Genomic DNA, 18,620 nt, shown 5'->3' on the forward strand with positions numbered 1-18,620 from the left:
GTAGGCAACAAAGAGTTTATCGCCCCTAGGCAGAACCCGAAGGGCAGCGCATGTTTGGCATTTATGCTGCGTTATCGCCTATTTATGTGGAATAACCACACTTCATAGGCTCTGTCTTGCCTAAAAACCAAACATGCTGCTGCAAATTTAACCATCAAAGTTCAACACGCCCTCGAAACATAAATACTAAAAACCCAAGCAAAGGCTTGGGTTTTTATTATGTATGGGTTTGGTTTATTTACGCTTCTAAGTATTTAGCTTTAAACAATTGCTACGCACAAATTCAGAGGGTAGCTCTGTGATTACTGCTGCGCGCTGTTTGTGGCAAAGGTAGGTATACACTTCGTATTCAAAATCATCATTAATTGCGCGGCCAACTTGATAAAGCGCTGAGGTAAAACTGCTATCAACCCTAAAATGATCTTTTACCACATAGTCTTTACTCAAATACCAATATAATTGAATACCTTCGTTTTTAGCGTATTGGTTAAGTACGTCTTTTAACGTTGAGCCGTTTTCAAAGCGTCTGGGTGCACTGGTTCCTGTCCAGCTAGCTGGCATAGGATCAACGGTTCTACCGCGCTCTGCTAAAACACGTTCAAGCGTTTGCTCCGGCTTTTTAAGTTGCAGTACAAACTTGTCGCGCTCCCTATCGGATTTTACTTGATTACGGATAGACGAATAAAAGCGAGAAAGCCCCTCGGCGGCTGCGTTCTTACTCTCTTTTATATCAAACAGGGGCCCTGTACCTACTAACACGTAAACTGCTAATAAAATTAACGCAACAGCTAGTATTAAGTGCTTAATCCAAAACCACATAACTCATGCTCATTTAGTATCATTATTTATTTATACCACTACTTTTTATAAAAAGAAGGGGTATTTTTATCAGGGCGTGTTTTAAAGCGGCGGTGCAGCCACATATATTGCTCAGGTGCGGCATTAATTGCTTGTTCAACACGTTGATTTACGCGTATTACATCCGCTCTATCATCGCCGCTTGGGAAGTTTTCAAGCTCAGGTACAATTTCTAAATGGTATTTACCTTGCTCATCTCTGCGGCTAATTAAGCTCATTGTTTCGCAGTGCTTGCTTGCTGCAAATAATAACGTGCCTGTGGTTGTTGCTGCATCTGGCACTGCGTAAAAAGGCACAAATTCACAGCGGTTTCGGCCGTAGTCTTGATCCGGTAGATAATAGCAAACTTTTTTATTTTTAAGCGATTTTAACAAGCCTTTTACGTCTTTTCGTCCAATTAAATACTCGTTAGAACGAAGGCGTCCATTGGTCGTAAAGTATTCCATGAGCGCATTATTGTGCGGGCGGTAAAACCCAAGCCCTTGGCATTTGGTGCCCATAACACGACTTGCCATTTCTAAATGCAAAATATGTGGCACTAATAGCAAAACGCCTTTACCTTGTGCCTGTACACGCTCAAAGTGCTCTAAGCCTTTGATAGAACCATAAGCTTTTTTAACGCGCCATTGCGGCCACCACCAAGCCATGCCCGTCTCAACCATGGCAATACCGGTATTTTCCATGTTTTTAAGTACAAGCTGTTGCTGCTCGGCTTCGCTCATATCAGGAAAACACAGTTTTATATTAACCTCGGCAATATGGCGGCGACGCTTCATAAACCTGTGTACCAAGCGCCCAAGCAACTTACCTAAGCTAAGTTGAAACTTTTGTGGTAACCACGAAATCAAATATAAAAAGAAAACGCCAATCCAAGTTAGCCAATAGCGAGGGCCTAAAAATGAGGCTTTAAAAGGAGATGAGGTGACCACAAAATACTCTCTAAAATAAAAACGCTAGTTTAACGCTTCACATAATAAAATACAAAAAGCCAGCAATGGCTGGCTTTAAGCGTTACTAATTAACTTATTAGGCTTTTTTTAAACCTTGGTTTATGCTGCGTAAATCGGCGCTTGTTAGTGTACCAGCCGCTTGCTTTAAGCGAAGCGTAGATAACACGTAACGATAGCGCACATCAGCTAAGTTACGTTTAGCATTATATAAATTTTGTGTGCTTACAAGCACATCAACGATAGTACGGGTACCTACTTCAAAGCCCGCTTCAGTGGCTTTAAGTGCACTTTGCGCTGATACCACAGCTTGCTCTAAGGCTTTGTAAGTTGCGATGTCTGATACAACTTGGTTGTATGAAGTAATTACGGTACGCGTTACGGCGCGGTAGTTAGTTTCGTAATCTTGACTTGCAGAAACATAAAACGCACGGGCTTGTTTAGTTGCCGCAACGGTTGCGCCACCTGTGTACAGCGGTACACTCAAATTAACCGCAACCGATGTTGAATCGGCACGTGGTTGGTCGTTAAAGCTTAAACCATTTATATTTTGATCAGTTAACGAGTCACCGTAGCTGGCATCAAGTGTTAACTTAGGGTAGTGACCCGCTTTAGCTAGCGTAATTTGATCTTTAGCAATATCAAGTGTCACTTTTGATACTTGTAAGCTGATATTGTTGTTTTCAGCGACTTTCACAAAGTCAGTCGGTTTTTTAATCGGTTTTACCGTTGAAAATGTGTCGGTGTTTAAAAAATCAAGCTTTGCATGGTATTTACCGGTGATTTCACGCAGTTGCTCGCGTGCTGTTTCAACAGCATTGCTAGCAATAATTTCTTGTGCTACTGAGTTATCATATTGTGCTTGCGCCTCATGCACGTCTGTAATCGCTGTAAGACCAACTGCGTAGCGCTGTTTTGTTTGCTCTAACTGACGTTCTATGGCGCGCTTTTCGGCTTGCACAAATTCAAGGTTATCAATGGCGCTTAATACGTTAAAATAGCCCTCAGCCACGCGCACAATTAAGTTTTGTTTGGCGTTATCGTATTGTGCATTGGCTTGCAGTGCTTGTTTTTCGGCAATATCAAGTGTGTTCCAAGCACCTAGGTCAAATAAGGTTTGGCTTAAACTAACACCGCGAGTGAATTGGTCGGTTTCGCTATTGATTTTAACTTGGTCAGCTAAGTTACCAACGCTCTGAAAAGAGGTAGAATCGCTTTTTTCATAGCCCATGCTTACGCCAATTTGCGGCAGTAATGCACTCATTGCTAAGTCGCTTTCGTAAGATTGCGCATCAGCTTGCGCTTTCGCTTTTAAAACAGTGGGATCGTTAGCAGTAGCAATTTCAAAAACTTGCATTAAATCTTCAGCACTTGCTGTGGTTGTGCCTAATGCGCACGATAAACTAACGAGCGCTGCAAGGATGTTTTTTTTCATGTTAGGTTCAGTCCTTAGACAAATTTTGTACTAAAAGCATGGTAACGTGTTTTGACCAATAACTAAAAAAGAAATTGGTAAAACAGTATGTTCAAATGTAACAGAATATATTAACAAACTTTAATCGTTCAAATAAGCGGGATGTATAATATGGCAGATAAAAGCCTGGTGCAATTTACACATAAAGATGTGAGCTTAAAAGCAGTTAAAAGTCTGTATAATGGCTTTTTTAAGGTGGATATGTATGAGTTTGAGCATAGCCTGTTTAATGGTGGTACATCGCAACTTATAAAGCGTGAAATATTAGAGCGGGGCGATGCAATCGCTGTTCTACCTTATGATGTAACTACGCAAAGTGTCCTTTTAATAGAGCAAATACGTATTGGTGCTATTAACAGCAAACACTCGCCCTGGCTGCTAGAATGTATTGCCGGTATGACCGATGGCAGCACCGATTATGAGAGTGTGGTAAAAAAAGAAGCCTATGAAGAGGCTGGGCTTGAGCTTACAGAACTTGAATTTATGCTTTCTTACCTTTCAAGTCCGGGTGGGACCACTGAGCGCTTACATTTATACTTAGCACGAGCAGATTTAAGCCAAGTACAAAGTGGTGTTTACGGCCTAGAAAGCGAAGGTGAAGATATTAAAACCCATATTTTAACCCTTGATGATGCGCTTTCGCGCCTCAATAACGGGGAAATAGATAACGCGGCAACGGTAATCTGTTTACAGTGGTTGGCGTTAAATCGAGAAAAAATAAGCAGTAAGTGGACATAATTTAACTTTTTAATACGGCGGTACTTTGACAGCACTTTTAGCAACCCAACGATATATTCAGAGCCTCCCAAAGTACATGACACTTTGCGAGCATAATTACGTGCGTCTTTCAAAACTATTACCTAAAGAGCGTAGCGCGAATAGCGTGCGTGAAATTAAATTAGGTCATAGTGAATTTGCCATTATCATTGACGATAGTGCTAAGTACACATTGGATATTTCTATCAAACAGCTAACAGGGATGGTTAAAGGCGTTTCTCCTTTGTATTTAACAGTCAGGCTTTATCAAGATGCAAAAGTGGCTGAAATTATTCATCACGATTACCATCAACGGATAAAACCCTCCTATGGTTATCCAAACCCCAAAATGCACCAAAAAGATGAAAAGTATCAACTTAATGCATTTTTATATGACTGGTTAGTAGCCTGTGTAGAGCATGGCCAAGCAGTACTAAATTGGGATATAAACAATGGCTTGGTTTGATGAGCATTATCACTTTAATACCTCATCGCTGCGTGTTGCGCACATAACCGATAGCCATTTATTTGCCGACCCTAACGCAGAGTACTTTAACGTAAACACCGCCGCGCATTTTGCACAAGCATTAGCGCACATGGCCACGCAGTCATTAGATGCGGTTATATTTGGTGGTGATTTAACACAAGATCATAGTTTTGAATCTTATTTATTATTTGCTGAGCTTATTAATAACGCTGATTTGACCTGCCCAGTATTTTGGGTACCAGGCAATCATGATGAGATTGCCATGCTTAATCGCATCAGTGGTGGGCAAATAGTGTCAGCTAAACGCATTCTCGCACAAGGGTTTGAGCTGTTACTCATTAATTCAAAAGGGCCTACACCTGCAGGGTGGGTATCTCGCGAGCACTTAAATGAAATCACGGAGTATTTAGCAAGTTCGCAATCGCAGCATGTGGTGTTTTGTCATCACAACCCGCTTGCTATTAATGGCTACCTAGATAAACACATGCTCGAAAACGGCCCGCAATTATTAAACGTATTAGTGAATAGTGGCAATGTTGGCGGACTATTTCATGGCCATGTACACAATCAATACATGCAAACTTTTAGAGGGCTGAGTATTTATGCAACCCCAGCCAGCTCGGTGCAATTTACAAAAAATAGCCCGCAATGGCACCAAGAAAACCTCGGCCCCGCTTATCGAATGTTGCATTTAACTAAACAGGACAATGCTTTAACAGTTAAAACGGATGTTGTATGGTTAAACGCGTAATTTATATTCATGGTTTTAATAGTTCTGAAAAATCATATAAAGCTGTGCGCTTTGGCGAGCTTATGGCAAACTATGACGTTGACTATTGTGTACCACGTTTAAATCACGAGCCCTTACAAGCTATTTTGCAGCTTGAGCATTTATTAACGCCAGATACCGCGTTACTTGGGAGCTCATTAGGTGGGTTTTATGCCACCTATTTGTCGCAGCGTTATAACCTGCGAGCAGCACTAATAAACCCAGCAGTAGCACCGTTTAACTTATTAGCGCCGCTTATTGGCCACAATTATAATCCGTATCAAGATTATCATTATGAGTTAAATAGCAGCCACATGGATGCATTAAAAGCATTGTATGTGCCTAAATTAACATCGCCCAAACTGCTTTATTTGTTACAGCAAACGGGAGATGAAGTGTTAAATTATCAACACGCAGTAAATTATTTTTCACAATGCAAACAGTTAGTTGAGTTTGGTGGCGATCACAGCTTTGTAGGTTTTGAACGCACCTTAGATAGTATTGTAGAGTTTCTTAAATTACCTAAAACAAATTAGCCTAAGCGCATAAAAAGATAAAAATTATGAGTCAGCAAAATTATAATGCCGAAGCCATTGAGGTTCTCAATGGATTAGAGCCGGTAAAACGCCGCCCAGGTATGTACACCGATACGGTACGTCCGAATCATTTAGGCCAAGAAGTTATTGATAACAGTGTCGATGAGGCCATGGCGGGCCATGCCACTAAAATTGATGTGATCTTACACGAAGATAACTCACTTGAAGTTATAGACGATGGCCGTGGTATGCCGATAGATATTCACCCAGAAGAAGGCATTCCGGGGGTGGAGCTGATTTTTACCAAGCTACATGCAGGTGGTAAATTCTCAAATAAAAACTACCAGTTTTCGGGCGGTTTACATGGCGTAGGTATTTCGGTTGTAAATGCGTTATCTACACGTGTAGAGGTTACCGTAAGGCGCGATGCACAACAGTACAGAATGGCCTTTGAAAACGGTGATAAAGTTGAAGACTTAAATGTCATAGGCACCGTGGGTAAGCGCAATACGGGTACAACGGTTCGATTTTGGCCTGATGCGAGTTACTTCGACTCAGCTAACTTTTCTATTACTAAATTAAACCATTTATTAAAAGCAAAAGCGGTTTTATGCCCAGGTTTGCGCATTAAGTTTGTCAATAAACAAACAAAAGAAACGCAAGAATGGTTTTACGAAACAGGCTTAAAAGATTATTTAATTGAGGCTGTTAAAGGCTTTGAAGTACTGCCAAAAGACCCATTTGTAGGTGAGTTTTCAAGCTCGATTGAAGGAGCCGATTGGGCTGTTGTATGGCAGCCTGAAGGCGGCGAGTCGATTGCCGAGAGCTATGTAAACCTAATTCCTACCGCACAAGGTGGTACTCACGTAAATGGTTTGCGACAAGGCTTACTTGAAGCAATGCGCGAATTTTGTGAATTTAGAAACTTATTACCGCGTGGCGTAAAGCTTACCCCTGATGACATTTGGGAGCGCTGTAGCTATGTGTTATCGGTAAAAATGCAAGACCCACAATTTGCTGGCCAAACCAAAGAAAAGCTTTCTTCTCGCTCATGTGCAGCGTTTGTAGCTGGCGTGGTTAAGGATTCTTTTAGCCTATGGTTAAACGAGCACACAGATACCGCTGAACTGCTTGCCGAATTGTGTATTTCAAATGCACAGCGTCGTTTACGTGCAGCAAAAAAAGTGGTGCGTAAACGCGTTACCTCAGGCCCTGCACTGCCTGGTAAGTTGACAGACTGTAGTGCAGCCGATAACGACCGTACCGAACTATTTTTGGTAGAGGGGGACTCAGCTGGCGGCTCAGCTAAGCAGGCTCGCGATCGTGAGTTTCAGGCAATAATGCCGCTGCGTGGTAAAATCTTGAATACGTGGGAAGTAGAGTCAGGGCAAATATTAGCCTCGCAAGAGGTGCACGATATTTCGGTGGCGCTGGGTATTGACCCAGACTCAAGTGATTTAACCGGCCTGCGTTATAATAAAATTTGTATATTGGCCGATGCTGACTCGGATGGTTTGCACATTGCTACTTTATTGTGTGCATTGTTCGTACGTCACTTTCCGCAGCTGGTTAAAGCAGGGCATGTTTATGTAGCGATGCCTCCGCTGTTTAGAATCGATATTGGTAAAGAGGTTTATTACGCCCTCGATGAAGACGAAAAAACAGGTATTTTAGCCCGCATAGAGGCTGAGAAAAAACGCGGCAAGGTTAACGTGCAACGATTCAAAGGGCTGGGCGAAATGAACCCCCTACAGCTGCGCGAAACCACAATGGATCCAAACACGCGCCGCTTAGTGCAACTTACACTTGATGAAGAAGAGCAAACATTAGAAATGATGGATATGCTACTTGCTAAAAAACGCTCATCAGACAGACGCCAGTGGCTAGAAGATCATGGTAATAAAGCACAAGTTTAATAGGCTTGTGTTTAACACTTGGAGAGGCAAATGAATAAAATACTAGGAAGTTTATTGTTGCTTGGCTTAACAACAGCCCCAGCAATGGCAAAAGACATACTAGACAAACTCACCGTAGCACCTGGGTTTGAAGTAAGCTTATTTGCTGATAATGTTGAAAACGCGCGCCAAATAGCAGTATCAAAAAAAGGCATTGTTTACGCAGGTTCTCGTAAAGCCGGAAATGTATATGCGTTAATTGATCATAACAGCGATGGTGTAGCCGATAAAAAAATGGTAATTGCTGAAGGGTTAAACATGCCCTCTGGGCTAGCAATTAAAGATGGCGATTTATACGTAGGAGAAGTACACCGTATTATTCGCTTTAAAAACGTCGATACACAGCTAAAAGACCCTAAATTTGATGTTGTTTACAATGCGTTGCCATCGGATCGTCACCACGGGTGGAAGTTTTTACGTTTTGCGCCCACCGGCGAGCTTATTATTCCGGTTGGTGTACCGTGTAATATATGCGCCGAAGATGAGCGCTACGGACGTATTTTTGCATTAGATGTAGAAACTAAACAAATTAAAACAATAGCCCAAGGGGTACGTAACTCGGTAGGCTTTGATTTTCACCCCAGCACGCAAGCGCTTTGGTTTAGTGATAATGGCCGCGATATGATGGGTGATGACATCCCACCGGATGAAATTAACCGCGTAAGTAAAGAAAACGAGCACTTTGGTTTCCCTTACGTTCACGCCGGTGCCATTTTAGACCCTGAGTTTGGTAAAGGTAAAAACATGAGCGACTACAGTGCGCCAGCGCTTGCACTAGGTGCTCACGTTGCGCCTTTAGGTATTCATTTTTACACCGGCAAACAGTTCCCAGCTAATTACAAAGAGCAGTTATTTGTAGCGGAACACGGCTCATGGAATCGAACAAAAAAGTCTGGTTATAAAGTGGCTTTAGCCAATGTAGAACAAGGGCGTATTACTAAATACACACCGTTTATTACCGGCTTTATGCATAACGAAACAACATTTGGACGCCCAGTTGCATTTGCACAATTAAATGACGGCAGTCTGCTGATAAGCGACGATTACGCAAACGTGATCTACCGCGTAAGCTATAAGAAAAACTAGGTAAGCTTTAATGAGTGATACAGATACCTTGCTGATGCAAGGAATTGAACAACAAACAATGGGGCGCTTTACCGAAGACGCCTACTTAAATTACTCTATGTACGTAATTATGGACCGTGCATTACCGCATGTTGGTGATGGTTTAAAACCGGTTCAACGTCGTATTATTTATGCTATGAGCGAGCTGGGATTATCGGCCGCGGCTAAATATAAAAAATCGGCTCGTACGGTAGGTGATGTATTAGGTAAATACCACCCGCATGGCGACAGTGCCTGTTACGAGGCTATGGTATTAATGGCGCAGCCGTTTTCTTACCGCTACCCGCTGGTGGATGGCCAAGGTAACTGGGGTGCAGCAGATGACCCTAAATCGTTTGCGGCCATGCGTTATACCGAAGCGCGCTTATCAAAGTTCTCTGAGGTATTACTTAAAGAGCTAGGCCAAGGCACCGTTGATTGGACGCCAAACTTTGACGGCACCATGGATGAGCCATTAGTACTACCTGCACGTTTACCGCATATTTTATTAAATGGCGTAACCGGTATTGCGGTAGGTATGGCAACTGATATTCCACCACATAATGTGCGCGAAGTGGCCAGTGCGTGTTGTTTATTACTTGATAAGCCTAAAACTGAGCTTGATGAATTACTTGAGCTTGTACACGCGCCTGATTACCCAACCGACGCTGAAATAATTACCCCAAAAGCCGATATTCATAAAATATACAAAACCGGCCGAGGCTCAATTAAAATGCGCGCGGTGTATACTGAAGAGCACGGCGATATCGTGATTACTGCGCTGCCACATCAATGTTCTGGGGCTAAGGTGCTTGAGCAAATAGCGGCGCAAATGAATGCTAAAAAGCTGCCAATGGTTGCCGACTTACGTGATGAGTCTGATCACGAAAATCCAACCCGCATCGTGATAGTACCGCGTTCAAACCGCATTAAAGCTGAGCCGTTAATGGCGCACTTATTTGCCACTACCGACCTTGAAAAAAACTACCGTGTAAATTTAAACATGCTAGGCCTTGATGGCCGCCCACAAGTGAAAGACTTACGCAGTATTTTATCTGAGTGGTTAACGTTTAGACGTGAAACAGTACGTAGGCGTTTACAGCACCGTTTAGATAAGGTGCTGGCGCGGTTGCATATTTTAGAAGGTTTACTCGCTGCCTTTTTAAATATTGACGAAGTGATTGAAATTATACGCACAGAGGATAAACCAAAACCTGTGTTAATGGAGCGCTTTGAGTTAACCGAAATCCAAGCCGAAGCTATTTTAGAGTTAAAACTTCGTCATTTAGCAAAACTAGAAGAGTTTAAAATACGTGGCGAGCAGGATGAGTTGGCCAAAGAGCGCGACAAGTTAGAGCTTACCTTAGGCTCAGACCGTCGTATGTCAACGCTCCTTAAAAAAGAAATTCAAGAAGCGGCCGACATGTACGGCGACGAACGTCGCTCACCGGTTATTGAGCGTGTAGAAGCTAAAGCACTTAGTGAAAAAGATTTAATACCGTCAGAGTCGGTAACCGTTGTGCTTTCTGATAAAGGGTGGGCACGTGTTGGTAAAGGCCATGACATCGACGTAGAGGGGCTAAATTACCGGGCGGGTGATGAATACAAAGCCTCAGCTAAAGGGAAGAGTAATCAGCCAGCGGTATTTTTAGACTCTGCGGGGCGTGCATTTGCAACGGATGCGCACAGCTTGCCATCGGCACGAAGCCAAGGTGAGCCCATGACAGGGCGCTTTAACCTCACCACAGGCGCTAATTTTGAGCATGTGGTAATGGGTGAAGACAATCAAGTACTACTTATGGCGTCGGATGCAGGTTATGGCTTTATAACCGAGTTTAAAGATTTAGTAAGTAAAAATAAAAACGGTAAAGCCTTGGTAAGCGTGCCAAAGGGCGGCATTTTACTATCACCCATAAGAGTGAACGATGTAGCGACCGATTACTGCATGGCTATTTCGAACGAAGGACGAATGCTGTTATTTCCATTGCGCGATTTACCAAAACTGGGTAAAGGTAAAGGCAATAAAATCATCTCTATTCCGGGTGCTAAAGTACAAGCACGTGAAGAGTTTGTAAAAGTACTTGCTGTAGTACCGCAAGGCAGTAGCGTTACACTCCATGCTGGTAAACGAAAGCTAACGCTCAAACCGGGTGACTTGGAGCATTATCATGGCGAGCGTGGACGCAGAGGTAATAAGTTACCTCGAGGCTTACAACGTGTTGATGAAGCTGTTGTCGAGTTTACGCCGGCTGATGAGCAAAGTGATGACACGTTAGCTGAGGAATAAACCCGTAATAGATACCTCTAACGGCCTGCTTTTGCAGGCCGTTTTTGTTTACCCTGTGTTTTTCAGCTTACAGCTGTTCGCTATTGTCTCGAGTTCGTCATAAAATCACGTTATAATAGTGAAATATGCGCGGCTTATAGCGCATTGCACACACATTTTGGAGAAAAGTTTGTTAGCTGTTATACGTATTTTAATTATGGTGCTGTTTATATTTTTCAGCTGCGTGTTTGGGTTGTTACTGTCAATTGTGAGGCCGTTTCATCCTAACAATGTGCATGTGATTGCGGGTTGGTTTGCTTCGATGGCTAAAATGCTTGGAGTTAAACTTGTATTAAAACGCCACCCTGATGCAAAAAATATTGGCCCTGCAGTGTATATATCTAACCATCAAAACAATTATGACTTATTTACCGTACCTGCCATGGTGCCTAAAAATTGCGTAAGTTTAGGCAAAAAAAGTTTAAAGTGGATCCCATTTTTTGGCCAGCTTTATTGGTTGTCGGGAAACATATTAATAGATAGAGCAAATCGCTCTAAAGCAGCAGGTACAATTTCAAAAGCCGCTGAAAAAATTAAACAAAATGGTTTATCTGTTTGGGTTTTCCCTGAAGGCACTCGAAGCTACGGTCGTGGTTTGTTGCCTTTCAAAACGGGGGCATTTCATACCGCTTTAAGCGCAGATGTACCCATAGTACCGGTATGTATGAGCACAACAGATAAAACTATTAAGCTAAACCGCTGGGATAATGGTACAATTTACATTGAAATGTTAGCGCCTATATCACTTGATAAAGAAGTGAGTGCCCGTGAACAGGCCACTCAAGTGCATAGTATTATGGCTGCTAAAATAACTGAATTAGATGCTCAAGTGAGAGATAAATAATGGAAAACTGGCGTGAAATAAGTGAAGACATCGTAAGTTCACTACTTGAAGATGGCTCTGATCCTGAAATACTTTATGAAGTTGAGCATCATTTTGTATGCGAAGATTTTAGCAAATTAGAGCAAGCTGCGCTGGCTGCTTTTAAATTAGGCTACGATGTTGAAGAGCCGGCAGAGCTTGAGCTAGAAGATGGCAGCAAAATTTGGAGCTTTGATATTGTCGTCGAAGCTGAGCTAGACGTTGAAGTTATAATGGAAGACGTTGAGAAACTTGCAGCCCTAGCTGTTGAGTGTGACGTTGAGTACGACGGTTGGGGCACTTACTTTCAAGAGTAAGGCGTTAGCTAGTTGATAAAAGCGAGCATTTATATGCTCGCTTTTTTGTGTTTAGGGCAACATGATTCTTTAAACTTTTGCCTATTTTAGATATTAATGCACATTTTTTAGTGTAATGGCGCACTAATCCCCGCCTTTATTTTGCCTTATTTAACGGCAAAAAATATAATTTTTTAGTATTACCAATTTTATTTTTGTTATAACCAATTATTATTTTTCATGTAAAAATTTAATTTATCTAAATTTATTCATTAAAAGTTAAGCTTGCTATATTTTTATTGGTAATAGAGTTTTTCCGGCGTACTACTTATTTATTAAATAGAAAAAATATTTTTATTTATCGCTAATCTGTCCCTAATATATAACCTGTTGAATAGCTAACATTATTTAAAGTTTTCAAATACAATTATTAATAAAACTAATACTTATTTGCTATTAGATTTGCTGTTGACATATTGGTAACAAAAAATATAGCCTTTACCTCGCCATGCGGCATTAATATTGGTAAGTCCAATTTGGGGTTTTATATTGATTTTTGCAACCTGAATTGTCTTGCCAAATCAATTCATACACAAAAGTAGAAACCTGTTTATACAGTGTGATCTAAGTTTTAGTGGCTACCACAAAACTAAGTAGTTAGGTTATTTTTATGTTCAGGTTTAAAGGAATAAAGATAATGATTAACCATAAAAAACTGTTTTTTTACAGCGCAATTGCGACAAGCTCAGCACTATCACATGCTGCAACAATTAATAATGCAGGCTTTGAAAGTGGCTTTAGTAACTGGAACGAAACTGACCCAGCCGCTATTTCCTCAGATGCTTACAGTGGCTCAAAATCGCTAAAAATTCAGGGTAGCCCAGCACGCGTTTATCAAGTAGTCGATGTGCAGCCTAACACTGAATACACCCTAAGCGCTTATGTGCTCGGTAAAGGTCAAATTGGTGTAAACGACTTAAATGGTTTATTTAAAAACCAAACCTTTAATGTTTCTTCGTGGACTAAAGTAACAAAAACATTTACTACGGCTAATACCAATTCACTGCAGGTTTTCGCTAAACATTACAATAACACCAGCGATGTACGATTTGATAATTTTGCCTTGGTTGAGGGTAGTGGCAGCAATGATGGCGGCTCAGATGGCGGCAGCGATAACTCAAATGGTTCAACAATTCCTAGCAGCATTACCAGTGGCAGCATTTTTGATTTAGAAGGGGATAACCCCAATCCTTTAGTTAACGATAGTACTTTGGTGTTTGTCCCGTTAGAGGCGCAACATATTACGCCTAATGGTAATGGCTGGCGTCATGAGTATAAGGTAAAAGAAAGCCTGCGCGTTGCTATGACTCAAACCTATGAAGTGTTCGAAGCTACGGTAAAGGTGGAAATGTCTGACGGTGGAAAAACGATTGTATCACAGCACCATGCAAGCGATACCGGCACTATATCTAAAGTGTATGTATCAGATACTGATGAATCGGGCTTTAATGATAGCGTAGCGAACAACGGAATTTTTGATGTGTACGTACGTTTACGTAATACCAGCGGTAATGAAGAAAAGTTTGCTCTAGGTACTATTACCAGTGGTGAGTCATTCAACTTACGAGTGGTTAATAACTACGGTGATGTTGAGGTGACGGCTTTTGGTAATTCGTTTGGTATACCGGTAGAGGATGATTCGCAGTCATACTTTAAGTTTGGTAACTACTTGCAATCACAAGACCCATACACATTAGATAAATGTGGTGAGGCCGGTAACTCTAACTCGTTTAAAAACTGTTTTGAGGATTTAGGCATTACAGAATCAAAAGTGACGATGACCAATGTGAGTTATACGCGCCAAACTAATTAATCAGCGACTCAATCACGGCCACTCACCTGAGTGGCCGCATTAAAAATTTTTTTATAACCACTTTTTATTTTTAAAATACAGCCCTATACCACCTGTAAGCACAATCAAAAAAATCACAAATGTACTAAATGCATAGGGGTTTTCGGTCCCAGGTATACCGCCTACATTTACCCCTAAAAGGCCTGTTAAAAAGCCCAGCGGTAAAAAAAGCGCCGCCACAACTGACATAACGTACATGCGTTGATTTAGTTGCTCAGACACTTGGTTGGTAATGGTTTGCTGAATAATTTGTGCGCGCTCTATAGCGCTATCTAGCTCTTCTAAATAGCGAATAAGTAAGTTAGTGGTTTCGTTTAGTTTTGCTTTATCTTCATCTTTAAGCCAAAGGTAGTGGTTATTTATCAGTAAACTTAGCGCTTCTTTTTGTGGTTTTAAGTAACGTTTCAAGGCAATAGTTTGACGCCGTAGTTGTGATAAACCTTGGTTATCAAATTTTTTGCTTGGCTCGTCTATTTCCTCTTCAAATTCATCCAAGGTTTCATCGAGCTTATTAATGACACTTTGCATCCGTGATGTCAGCTTTTGGGTTATACAGCAAACCAGCTCAGAAATAGAGCATGGGCCTTGGCCAGCATTAAGCTCTGCTAATATATCTTGGATTGAAAGTAAGCGACGCTTGCGCGTAGTAATAACTATTGATTCGTTAATAAATAATCGAATTGAAACCATGTCCTCAGGGCTTTGTGCAGGATTTAAATTTACACCACGTAAAAACAGCATATGGCCATTGGTACTGGGTGTTAAGCGTGGGCGAGTTTCATCAGCAATAAGCGAATCAAGCTCAAAGTCACTAAGATGTTCTTGGTTTTTTAACCACGTTACTGCCTCGCTTTGGCTGTAGTCCATATGTATCCACAGTTTACCTTGTTTAGGGTGCCAGTTATTTAAATCGCGAGTGTTTTCTATGGCGTGCGCACCACCTTTTTCGTCAAGCACCAATGCATGCAGTAAACCATTAATCATATTTAAGGCCTATATAATAGTGTGTTTTTAATACAAATAACTATAGCGTATCTGCAAAGTGCTTTTTTAAAGCTACCTTAATTTTTTAGTCAGTTAGCTTTAAGGCTTAATCCCATATGCAGCCTTTAATTGCTAAATAAAACGCTAAGCAACAAGGTGGGCATTGTGTGGTCAGTTTCTATAAAAGATCAATTTAATTTACTCATCGACTAGATAAATTTATTTCGCTGGTGTTTTTTTCGCCTTAGCGTATAAGTCACTTTTTTATTAAGGGCACATTTATGACAGCAAAGTTGACCGTGGGTTGGCGTGAGTGGTTGAGTTTACCGGAGCTTGGTATCGAGAAGATTAAAGCAAAGGTGGATACTGGCGCCCGCACCTCATGTATTCATGCAGTTAATATTGAAGAGTACCAAAAAAATGGCGAAAAATGGGTGAAATTTATAGCGCAACCATTACAAGGTGATGAACAAACACAGGTTAAATGCTCCGCGAAGGTTAAAAAAATTAAAGCTGTAACCAGTTCAAGTGGGCAAAAAGAAATGCGCTATTTTATAGAGACCACACTACATGCAGGCCAACATAGCTGGCCTATTGAAGTGACGCTAACAAATAGAGCAACAATGAAATTTAGGATGTTACTTGGCCGTACAGCCATGGAAAACCACTTAGTCGTTAACCCGGCTTTATCACATTTATTAGATAGTTAAGGTTTTAACTATGAAAATTGGTATTTTATCTCGCAGCAGTAGTTTGTATTCAACGCGACGCCTAATAGAAGCGGCAGAAGCCCGCGGGCATGAAGTAAAAGTAATTGATGCGCTACGTTGTTATATGAACATAAACTCACAGCAGCCAGAAATTCACTATCGTGGTGAAAATTTAAAAGATTTTGACGCCATTGTTCCACGTATTGGGGCATCGGTAACGTTTTATGGCTGCTCAGTGTTGCGACAGTTTGAAATGATGGGGGTTTACCCGGTTAATGAATCAGTGGCTATTTCTCGTTCGCGCGACAAATTACGCTCACTTCAGCTGTTATCACGTAAAGGTGTAGGCATGCCGGTAACAGGTTTTGCCAGTAAGCCAGATGATGTAAAAGACCTACTAGAAATGGTAGGGGGGACACCTGTGGTTATTAAGCTACTTGAAGGCACACAAGGCATTGGTGTTGTACTGGCCGAAACGCGTAAAGCAGCTGAAAGTGTGATTGAAGCGTTTATGGGCTTAAAAGCCAATATTATGGTTCAAGAATACATTAAGGAAGCTGGCGGTGCCGACATTCGGTGTTTTGTATTAGGGGATAAAGTAATAGCGGCCATGAAGCGCCAAGCGCAAGAAGGCGAGTTTCGCTCAAACCTTCACCGTGGTGGTAGCGCAACATTAGTACGCATTACCCCAGAAGAGCGTAAAACAGCTGTTGCTGCAGCAAAAGCAATGGGCTTAAATGTAGCGGGTGTTGATTTACTTCGCTCATCACGTGGGCCACTGGTTATGGAAGTGAATTCTTCTCCAGGGCTTGAAGGGATTGAAGTAGCAACAGGTAAAGATATTGCTGGTATGGTCATCGAATTTATCGAAAAAAACGCTGCTATTAAAGGAACCGCAACCCGTGGCAAAGGTTAAAATTAATCGCCCTTTTACTTTATTAGAGGAAAGTATTGGGGTGGGCGAGCGCAAAACTCTCGCGTTGGAGGCCGCTAAACTTTACACCCATTCACCACTTAATATTCCTATTGAGGTGGTTAATGGTGTGATGGAAGGCCCTGTTTTAATGATATGTGCAGCTATTCATGGTGATGAGCTAAATGGTGTAGAAGTTGTGCGCCAGCTGCTATCTAAAATAGATGTAAGCCAATTACGCGGAACCATAATTGCCGTGCCAATTGTTAATGTGTTTGGCTTTATTCATAAGTCGCGTTATTTACCCGATAGACGCGATATGAACCGCAGCTTTCCGGGCTCTGAACGAGGATCGCTGGCGGGGCGTATGGCGCATATGTTTTTTAATCAGGTGGCGGTACATTGTACCCACATTATTGATTTACATACCGGCGCTATCCATCGTACTAACTTACCGCAAATACGCGCTAACTTAGATGATGAAGCAACCGCTGAGATGGCTAAAGCATTCGGCACACCCGCGGTTATAAATGCTTCACTTCGTAATGGCTCATTACGAAGTGAAGCCGCTAATTTAGGTATACCGGTTATTACTTACGAAGCGGGTGAGGCCTTACGCTTTGACCCTATAGCCATTGCAGCTGGAGTACAGGGTGTGGACTATGTGATGCGGCATTTAAAAATGGTCCGTGGCAAGCGCCCTAAAAAACTGCCCGATCCTATTATTGCCGGTTCTACAAGTTGGATACGCGCTGAGGTAGATGGCATTGTACGCGCGCAGGTATCGCTGGGTGAACACGTAGAAAAAGGCCAAGTGCTGGCATATATAAGTAGCCCATTAGGTGATGCTGAGCTTGAGCTTTTAGCGCCTAAAGGCGGTATTGTAATAGGTCAGCAAACTATGCCACTGGTAAACGAGGGGGATGCGGTGTTTCACCTTGCTTATTTTGCAAATGCAAATAGCCTAGTAGAGCAGCAGTTAGAGCATTTTATTGACGAAATAAATGATTTAGATGAAGAGCTTAAAACAGCGGAGCTAAATAATTAGCATTGTGTTAGCTAGTAAAAAGCCGCAGTAGGTAATTTATCTACTGCGGCTTTTTTGTGAACATGACTTTTTAAACTATGTTTTTTTAGAGCCAATTATGCGTTTTATTACCGGCGCTTTAGTAGGCTTTGGCTCCTTATTTAACACCATTACAGGGCGGGTAACAAACAGGTTATTAGGATAAACAACTCTATGCCCATCTACATGTTCAAGGAGTACGTTCATTAAACCTAATTCGACTATGCGTCCTTCTATGTGGTTTGCGCCATCAACAATACGTACCCAATTACCTACATGAAAACCGTTTTGGATAAACATGAGTAAAAAAGCGGTAAGGTTACTAAGCAGCGACCAAGCGGCAAATAAAGCGACTCCAAGCATTGCAAATAATGATGAGCCAAGTACTAATAACCCGCGCAGCTCAATGCCCCAAAATATCAGCACTAAACACAGTACAACAAACGCTAAAATGATTTTTAATAAAAGCTCAGCCCTAAATTTACGATGAACATCTACTTTTCCTTTAATGGCTTTTTCGAGCAGTTTTTTTGTTGCTTTTAATAACAGTGGAAAAAGTAAAACGGCAATAAGGGTAACAATTAATTTATATTGTGTACCCATTAGCTCTAAAAGCGTAAACAATTCCAAAGTGAGATCCCGTACTGTTTTTAGGAAAATTTAAA

The 18,620-nt window shown here is 41.6% G+C and carries 18 protein-coding genes; 13 read left to right on the top strand and 5 right to left on the bottom strand.

Features of this window, described 5'->3' with window-relative positions; genetic code table 11:
- Window positions 1–246: 246 nt before the first annotated feature.
- The 3 genes from AN391_RS15905 to tolC all read right to left on the bottom strand — a co-directional run bounded on the left by AN391_RS15905 (window position 247) and on the right by tolC (window position 3,240).
- The gene (locus tag AN391_RS15905) at window positions 247–819 is read right to left on the bottom strand and encodes a toxin co-regulated pilus biosynthesis Q family protein (RefSeq protein ID WP_055016308.1); all 573 of its coding nucleotides are present in this window, start codon (window positions 817–819) and stop codon (window positions 247–249) included.
- 38 nt (window positions 820–857) lie between these two features.
- The gene (gene lpxL / locus AN391_RS15910; protein ID WP_055016309.1) at window positions 858–1,787 is read right to left on the bottom strand and encodes an LpxL/LpxP family Kdo(2)-lipid IV(A) lauroyl/palmitoleoyl acyltransferase; all 930 of its coding nucleotides are present in this window, start codon (window positions 1,785–1,787) and stop codon (window positions 858–860) included.
- A 97-nt stretch (window positions 1,788–1,884) separates the two neighbouring features.
- A complete protein-coding gene (gene tolC, locus AN391_RS15915; protein WP_055016310.1) occupies window positions 1,885–3,240 on the bottom strand; it encodes an outer membrane channel protein TolC in 1,356 nt (451 codons plus the stop codon).
- 150 nt (window positions 3,241–3,390) lie between these two features.
- Between tolC and AN391_RS15920 the strand changes: the two genes are divergently transcribed.
- The 10 genes from AN391_RS15920 (at window position 3,391) to AN391_RS15965 (ending at window position 14,243) form a co-directional block, all read left to right on the top strand.
- Window positions 3,391–4,017 (top strand): NUDIX domain-containing protein, encoded by a 627-nt coding sequence (locus AN391_RS15920; protein ID WP_055016311.1) that lies wholly within the window; start codon window positions 3,391–3,393, stop codon window positions 4,015–4,017.
- Between the two features lie 25 nt (window positions 4,018–4,042).
- Window positions 4,043–4,501 carry a DUF1249 domain-containing protein gene (locus tag AN391_RS15925; RefSeq protein WP_055016312.1) on the top strand — a complete coding sequence of 153 codons (459 nt, stop codon included), beginning with the start codon at window positions 4,043–4,045 and terminating at the stop codon, window positions 4,499–4,501.
- Window positions 4,488–5,273 (top strand): metallophosphoesterase, encoded by a 786-nt coding sequence (locus AN391_RS15930; RefSeq protein ID WP_055016313.1) that lies wholly within the window; start codon window positions 4,488–4,490, stop codon window positions 5,271–5,273. The genes AN391_RS15925 and AN391_RS15930 overlap by 14 nt, the downstream gene beginning before the upstream one ends.
- Window positions 5,258–5,827, top strand: a complete 570-nt coding sequence (locus AN391_RS15935) for a YqiA/YcfP family alpha/beta fold hydrolase (RefSeq protein ID WP_055016314.1) — start codon at window positions 5,258–5,260, stop codon at window positions 5,825–5,827. The genes AN391_RS15930 and AN391_RS15935 overlap by 16 nt, the downstream gene beginning before the upstream one ends.
- Window positions 5,828–5,853: 26 nt before the next feature.
- Entirely contained in the window at window positions 5,854–7,743 is a 1,890-nt protein-coding gene (gene parE / locus AN391_RS15940) for a DNA topoisomerase IV subunit B (RefSeq protein ID WP_055016315.1), read from the top strand.
- A gap of 30 nt (window positions 7,744–7,773) precedes the next feature.
- Window positions 7,774–8,868 (top strand): sorbosone dehydrogenase family protein, encoded by a 1,095-nt coding sequence (locus tag AN391_RS15945; RefSeq protein ID WP_055016316.1) that lies wholly within the window; start codon window positions 7,774–7,776, stop codon window positions 8,866–8,868.
- Between the two features lie 10 nt (window positions 8,869–8,878).
- Complete coding sequence (parC, locus tag AN391_RS15950) at window positions 8,879–11,173, top strand: DNA topoisomerase IV subunit A (RefSeq protein WP_055016317.1); 2,295 nt, start codon at window positions 8,879–8,881, stop codon at window positions 11,171–11,173.
- Between the two features lie 169 nt (window positions 11,174–11,342).
- Window positions 11,343–12,056 carry a 1-acylglycerol-3-phosphate O-acyltransferase gene (locus AN391_RS15955; RefSeq protein WP_055016318.1) on the top strand — a complete coding sequence of 238 codons (714 nt, stop codon included), beginning with the start codon at window positions 11,343–11,345 and terminating at the stop codon, window positions 12,054–12,056.
- A complete protein-coding gene (rraB, locus tag AN391_RS15960; RefSeq protein WP_055016319.1) occupies window positions 12,056–12,391 on the top strand; it encodes a ribonuclease E inhibitor RraB in 336 nt (111 codons plus the stop codon). Before AN391_RS15955 ends, rraB begins: the two co-directional genes overlap by 1 nt.
- Window positions 12,392–13,067: 676 nt before the next feature.
- Entirely contained in the window at window positions 13,068–14,243 is a 1,176-nt protein-coding gene (locus AN391_RS15965; RefSeq protein WP_055016320.1) for a polysaccharide lyase family 7 protein, read from the top strand.
- Window positions 14,244–14,294: 51 nt separating this feature from the next.
- Here AN391_RS15965 and AN391_RS15970 read toward each other — a convergent pair whose 3' ends face one another.
- Window positions 14,295–15,266, bottom strand: a complete 972-nt coding sequence (locus AN391_RS15970) for a zinc transporter ZntB (protein ID WP_055016321.1) — start codon at window positions 15,264–15,266, stop codon at window positions 14,295–14,297.
- Between the two features lie 281 nt (window positions 15,267–15,547).
- Between AN391_RS15970 and AN391_RS15975 the strand changes: the two genes are divergently transcribed.
- Genes AN391_RS15975 through AN391_RS15985 form a run of 3 tightly spaced genes read left to right on the top strand, consistent with a single transcriptional unit; the run spans window position 15,548 to window position 17,937 of the window.
- Window positions 15,548–15,976, top strand: coding sequence for an ATP-dependent zinc protease (locus AN391_RS15975; protein WP_055016322.1), 429 nt, complete (start codon window positions 15,548–15,550; stop codon window positions 15,974–15,976).
- Window positions 15,977–15,986: 10 nt separating this feature from the next.
- Entirely contained in the window at window positions 15,987–16,892 is a 906-nt protein-coding gene (rimK, locus tag AN391_RS15980; protein ID WP_055016323.1) for a 30S ribosomal protein S6--L-glutamate ligase, read from the top strand.
- Window positions 16,879–17,937, top strand: a complete 1,059-nt coding sequence (locus AN391_RS15985) for a succinylglutamate desuccinylase/aspartoacylase family protein (protein WP_055016324.1) — start codon at window positions 16,879–16,881, stop codon at window positions 17,935–17,937. The genes rimK and AN391_RS15985 overlap by 14 nt, the downstream gene beginning before the upstream one ends.
- 75 nt (window positions 17,938–18,012) lie before the next feature.
- Here the strand turns inward: AN391_RS15985 and AN391_RS15990 are convergent, their stop codons facing one another.
- A complete protein-coding gene (locus AN391_RS15990) occupies window positions 18,013–18,585 on the bottom strand; it encodes a mechanosensitive ion channel domain-containing protein (RefSeq protein WP_055016325.1) in 573 nt (190 codons plus the stop codon).
- Between the last annotated feature and the right edge of the window lie 35 nt (window positions 18,586–18,620).

The organism is Pseudoalteromonas sp. P1-13-1a (assembly GCF_001401875.1).
Taxonomy (GTDB): domain Bacteria; phylum Pseudomonadota; class Gammaproteobacteria; order Enterobacterales; family Alteromonadaceae; genus Pseudoalteromonas.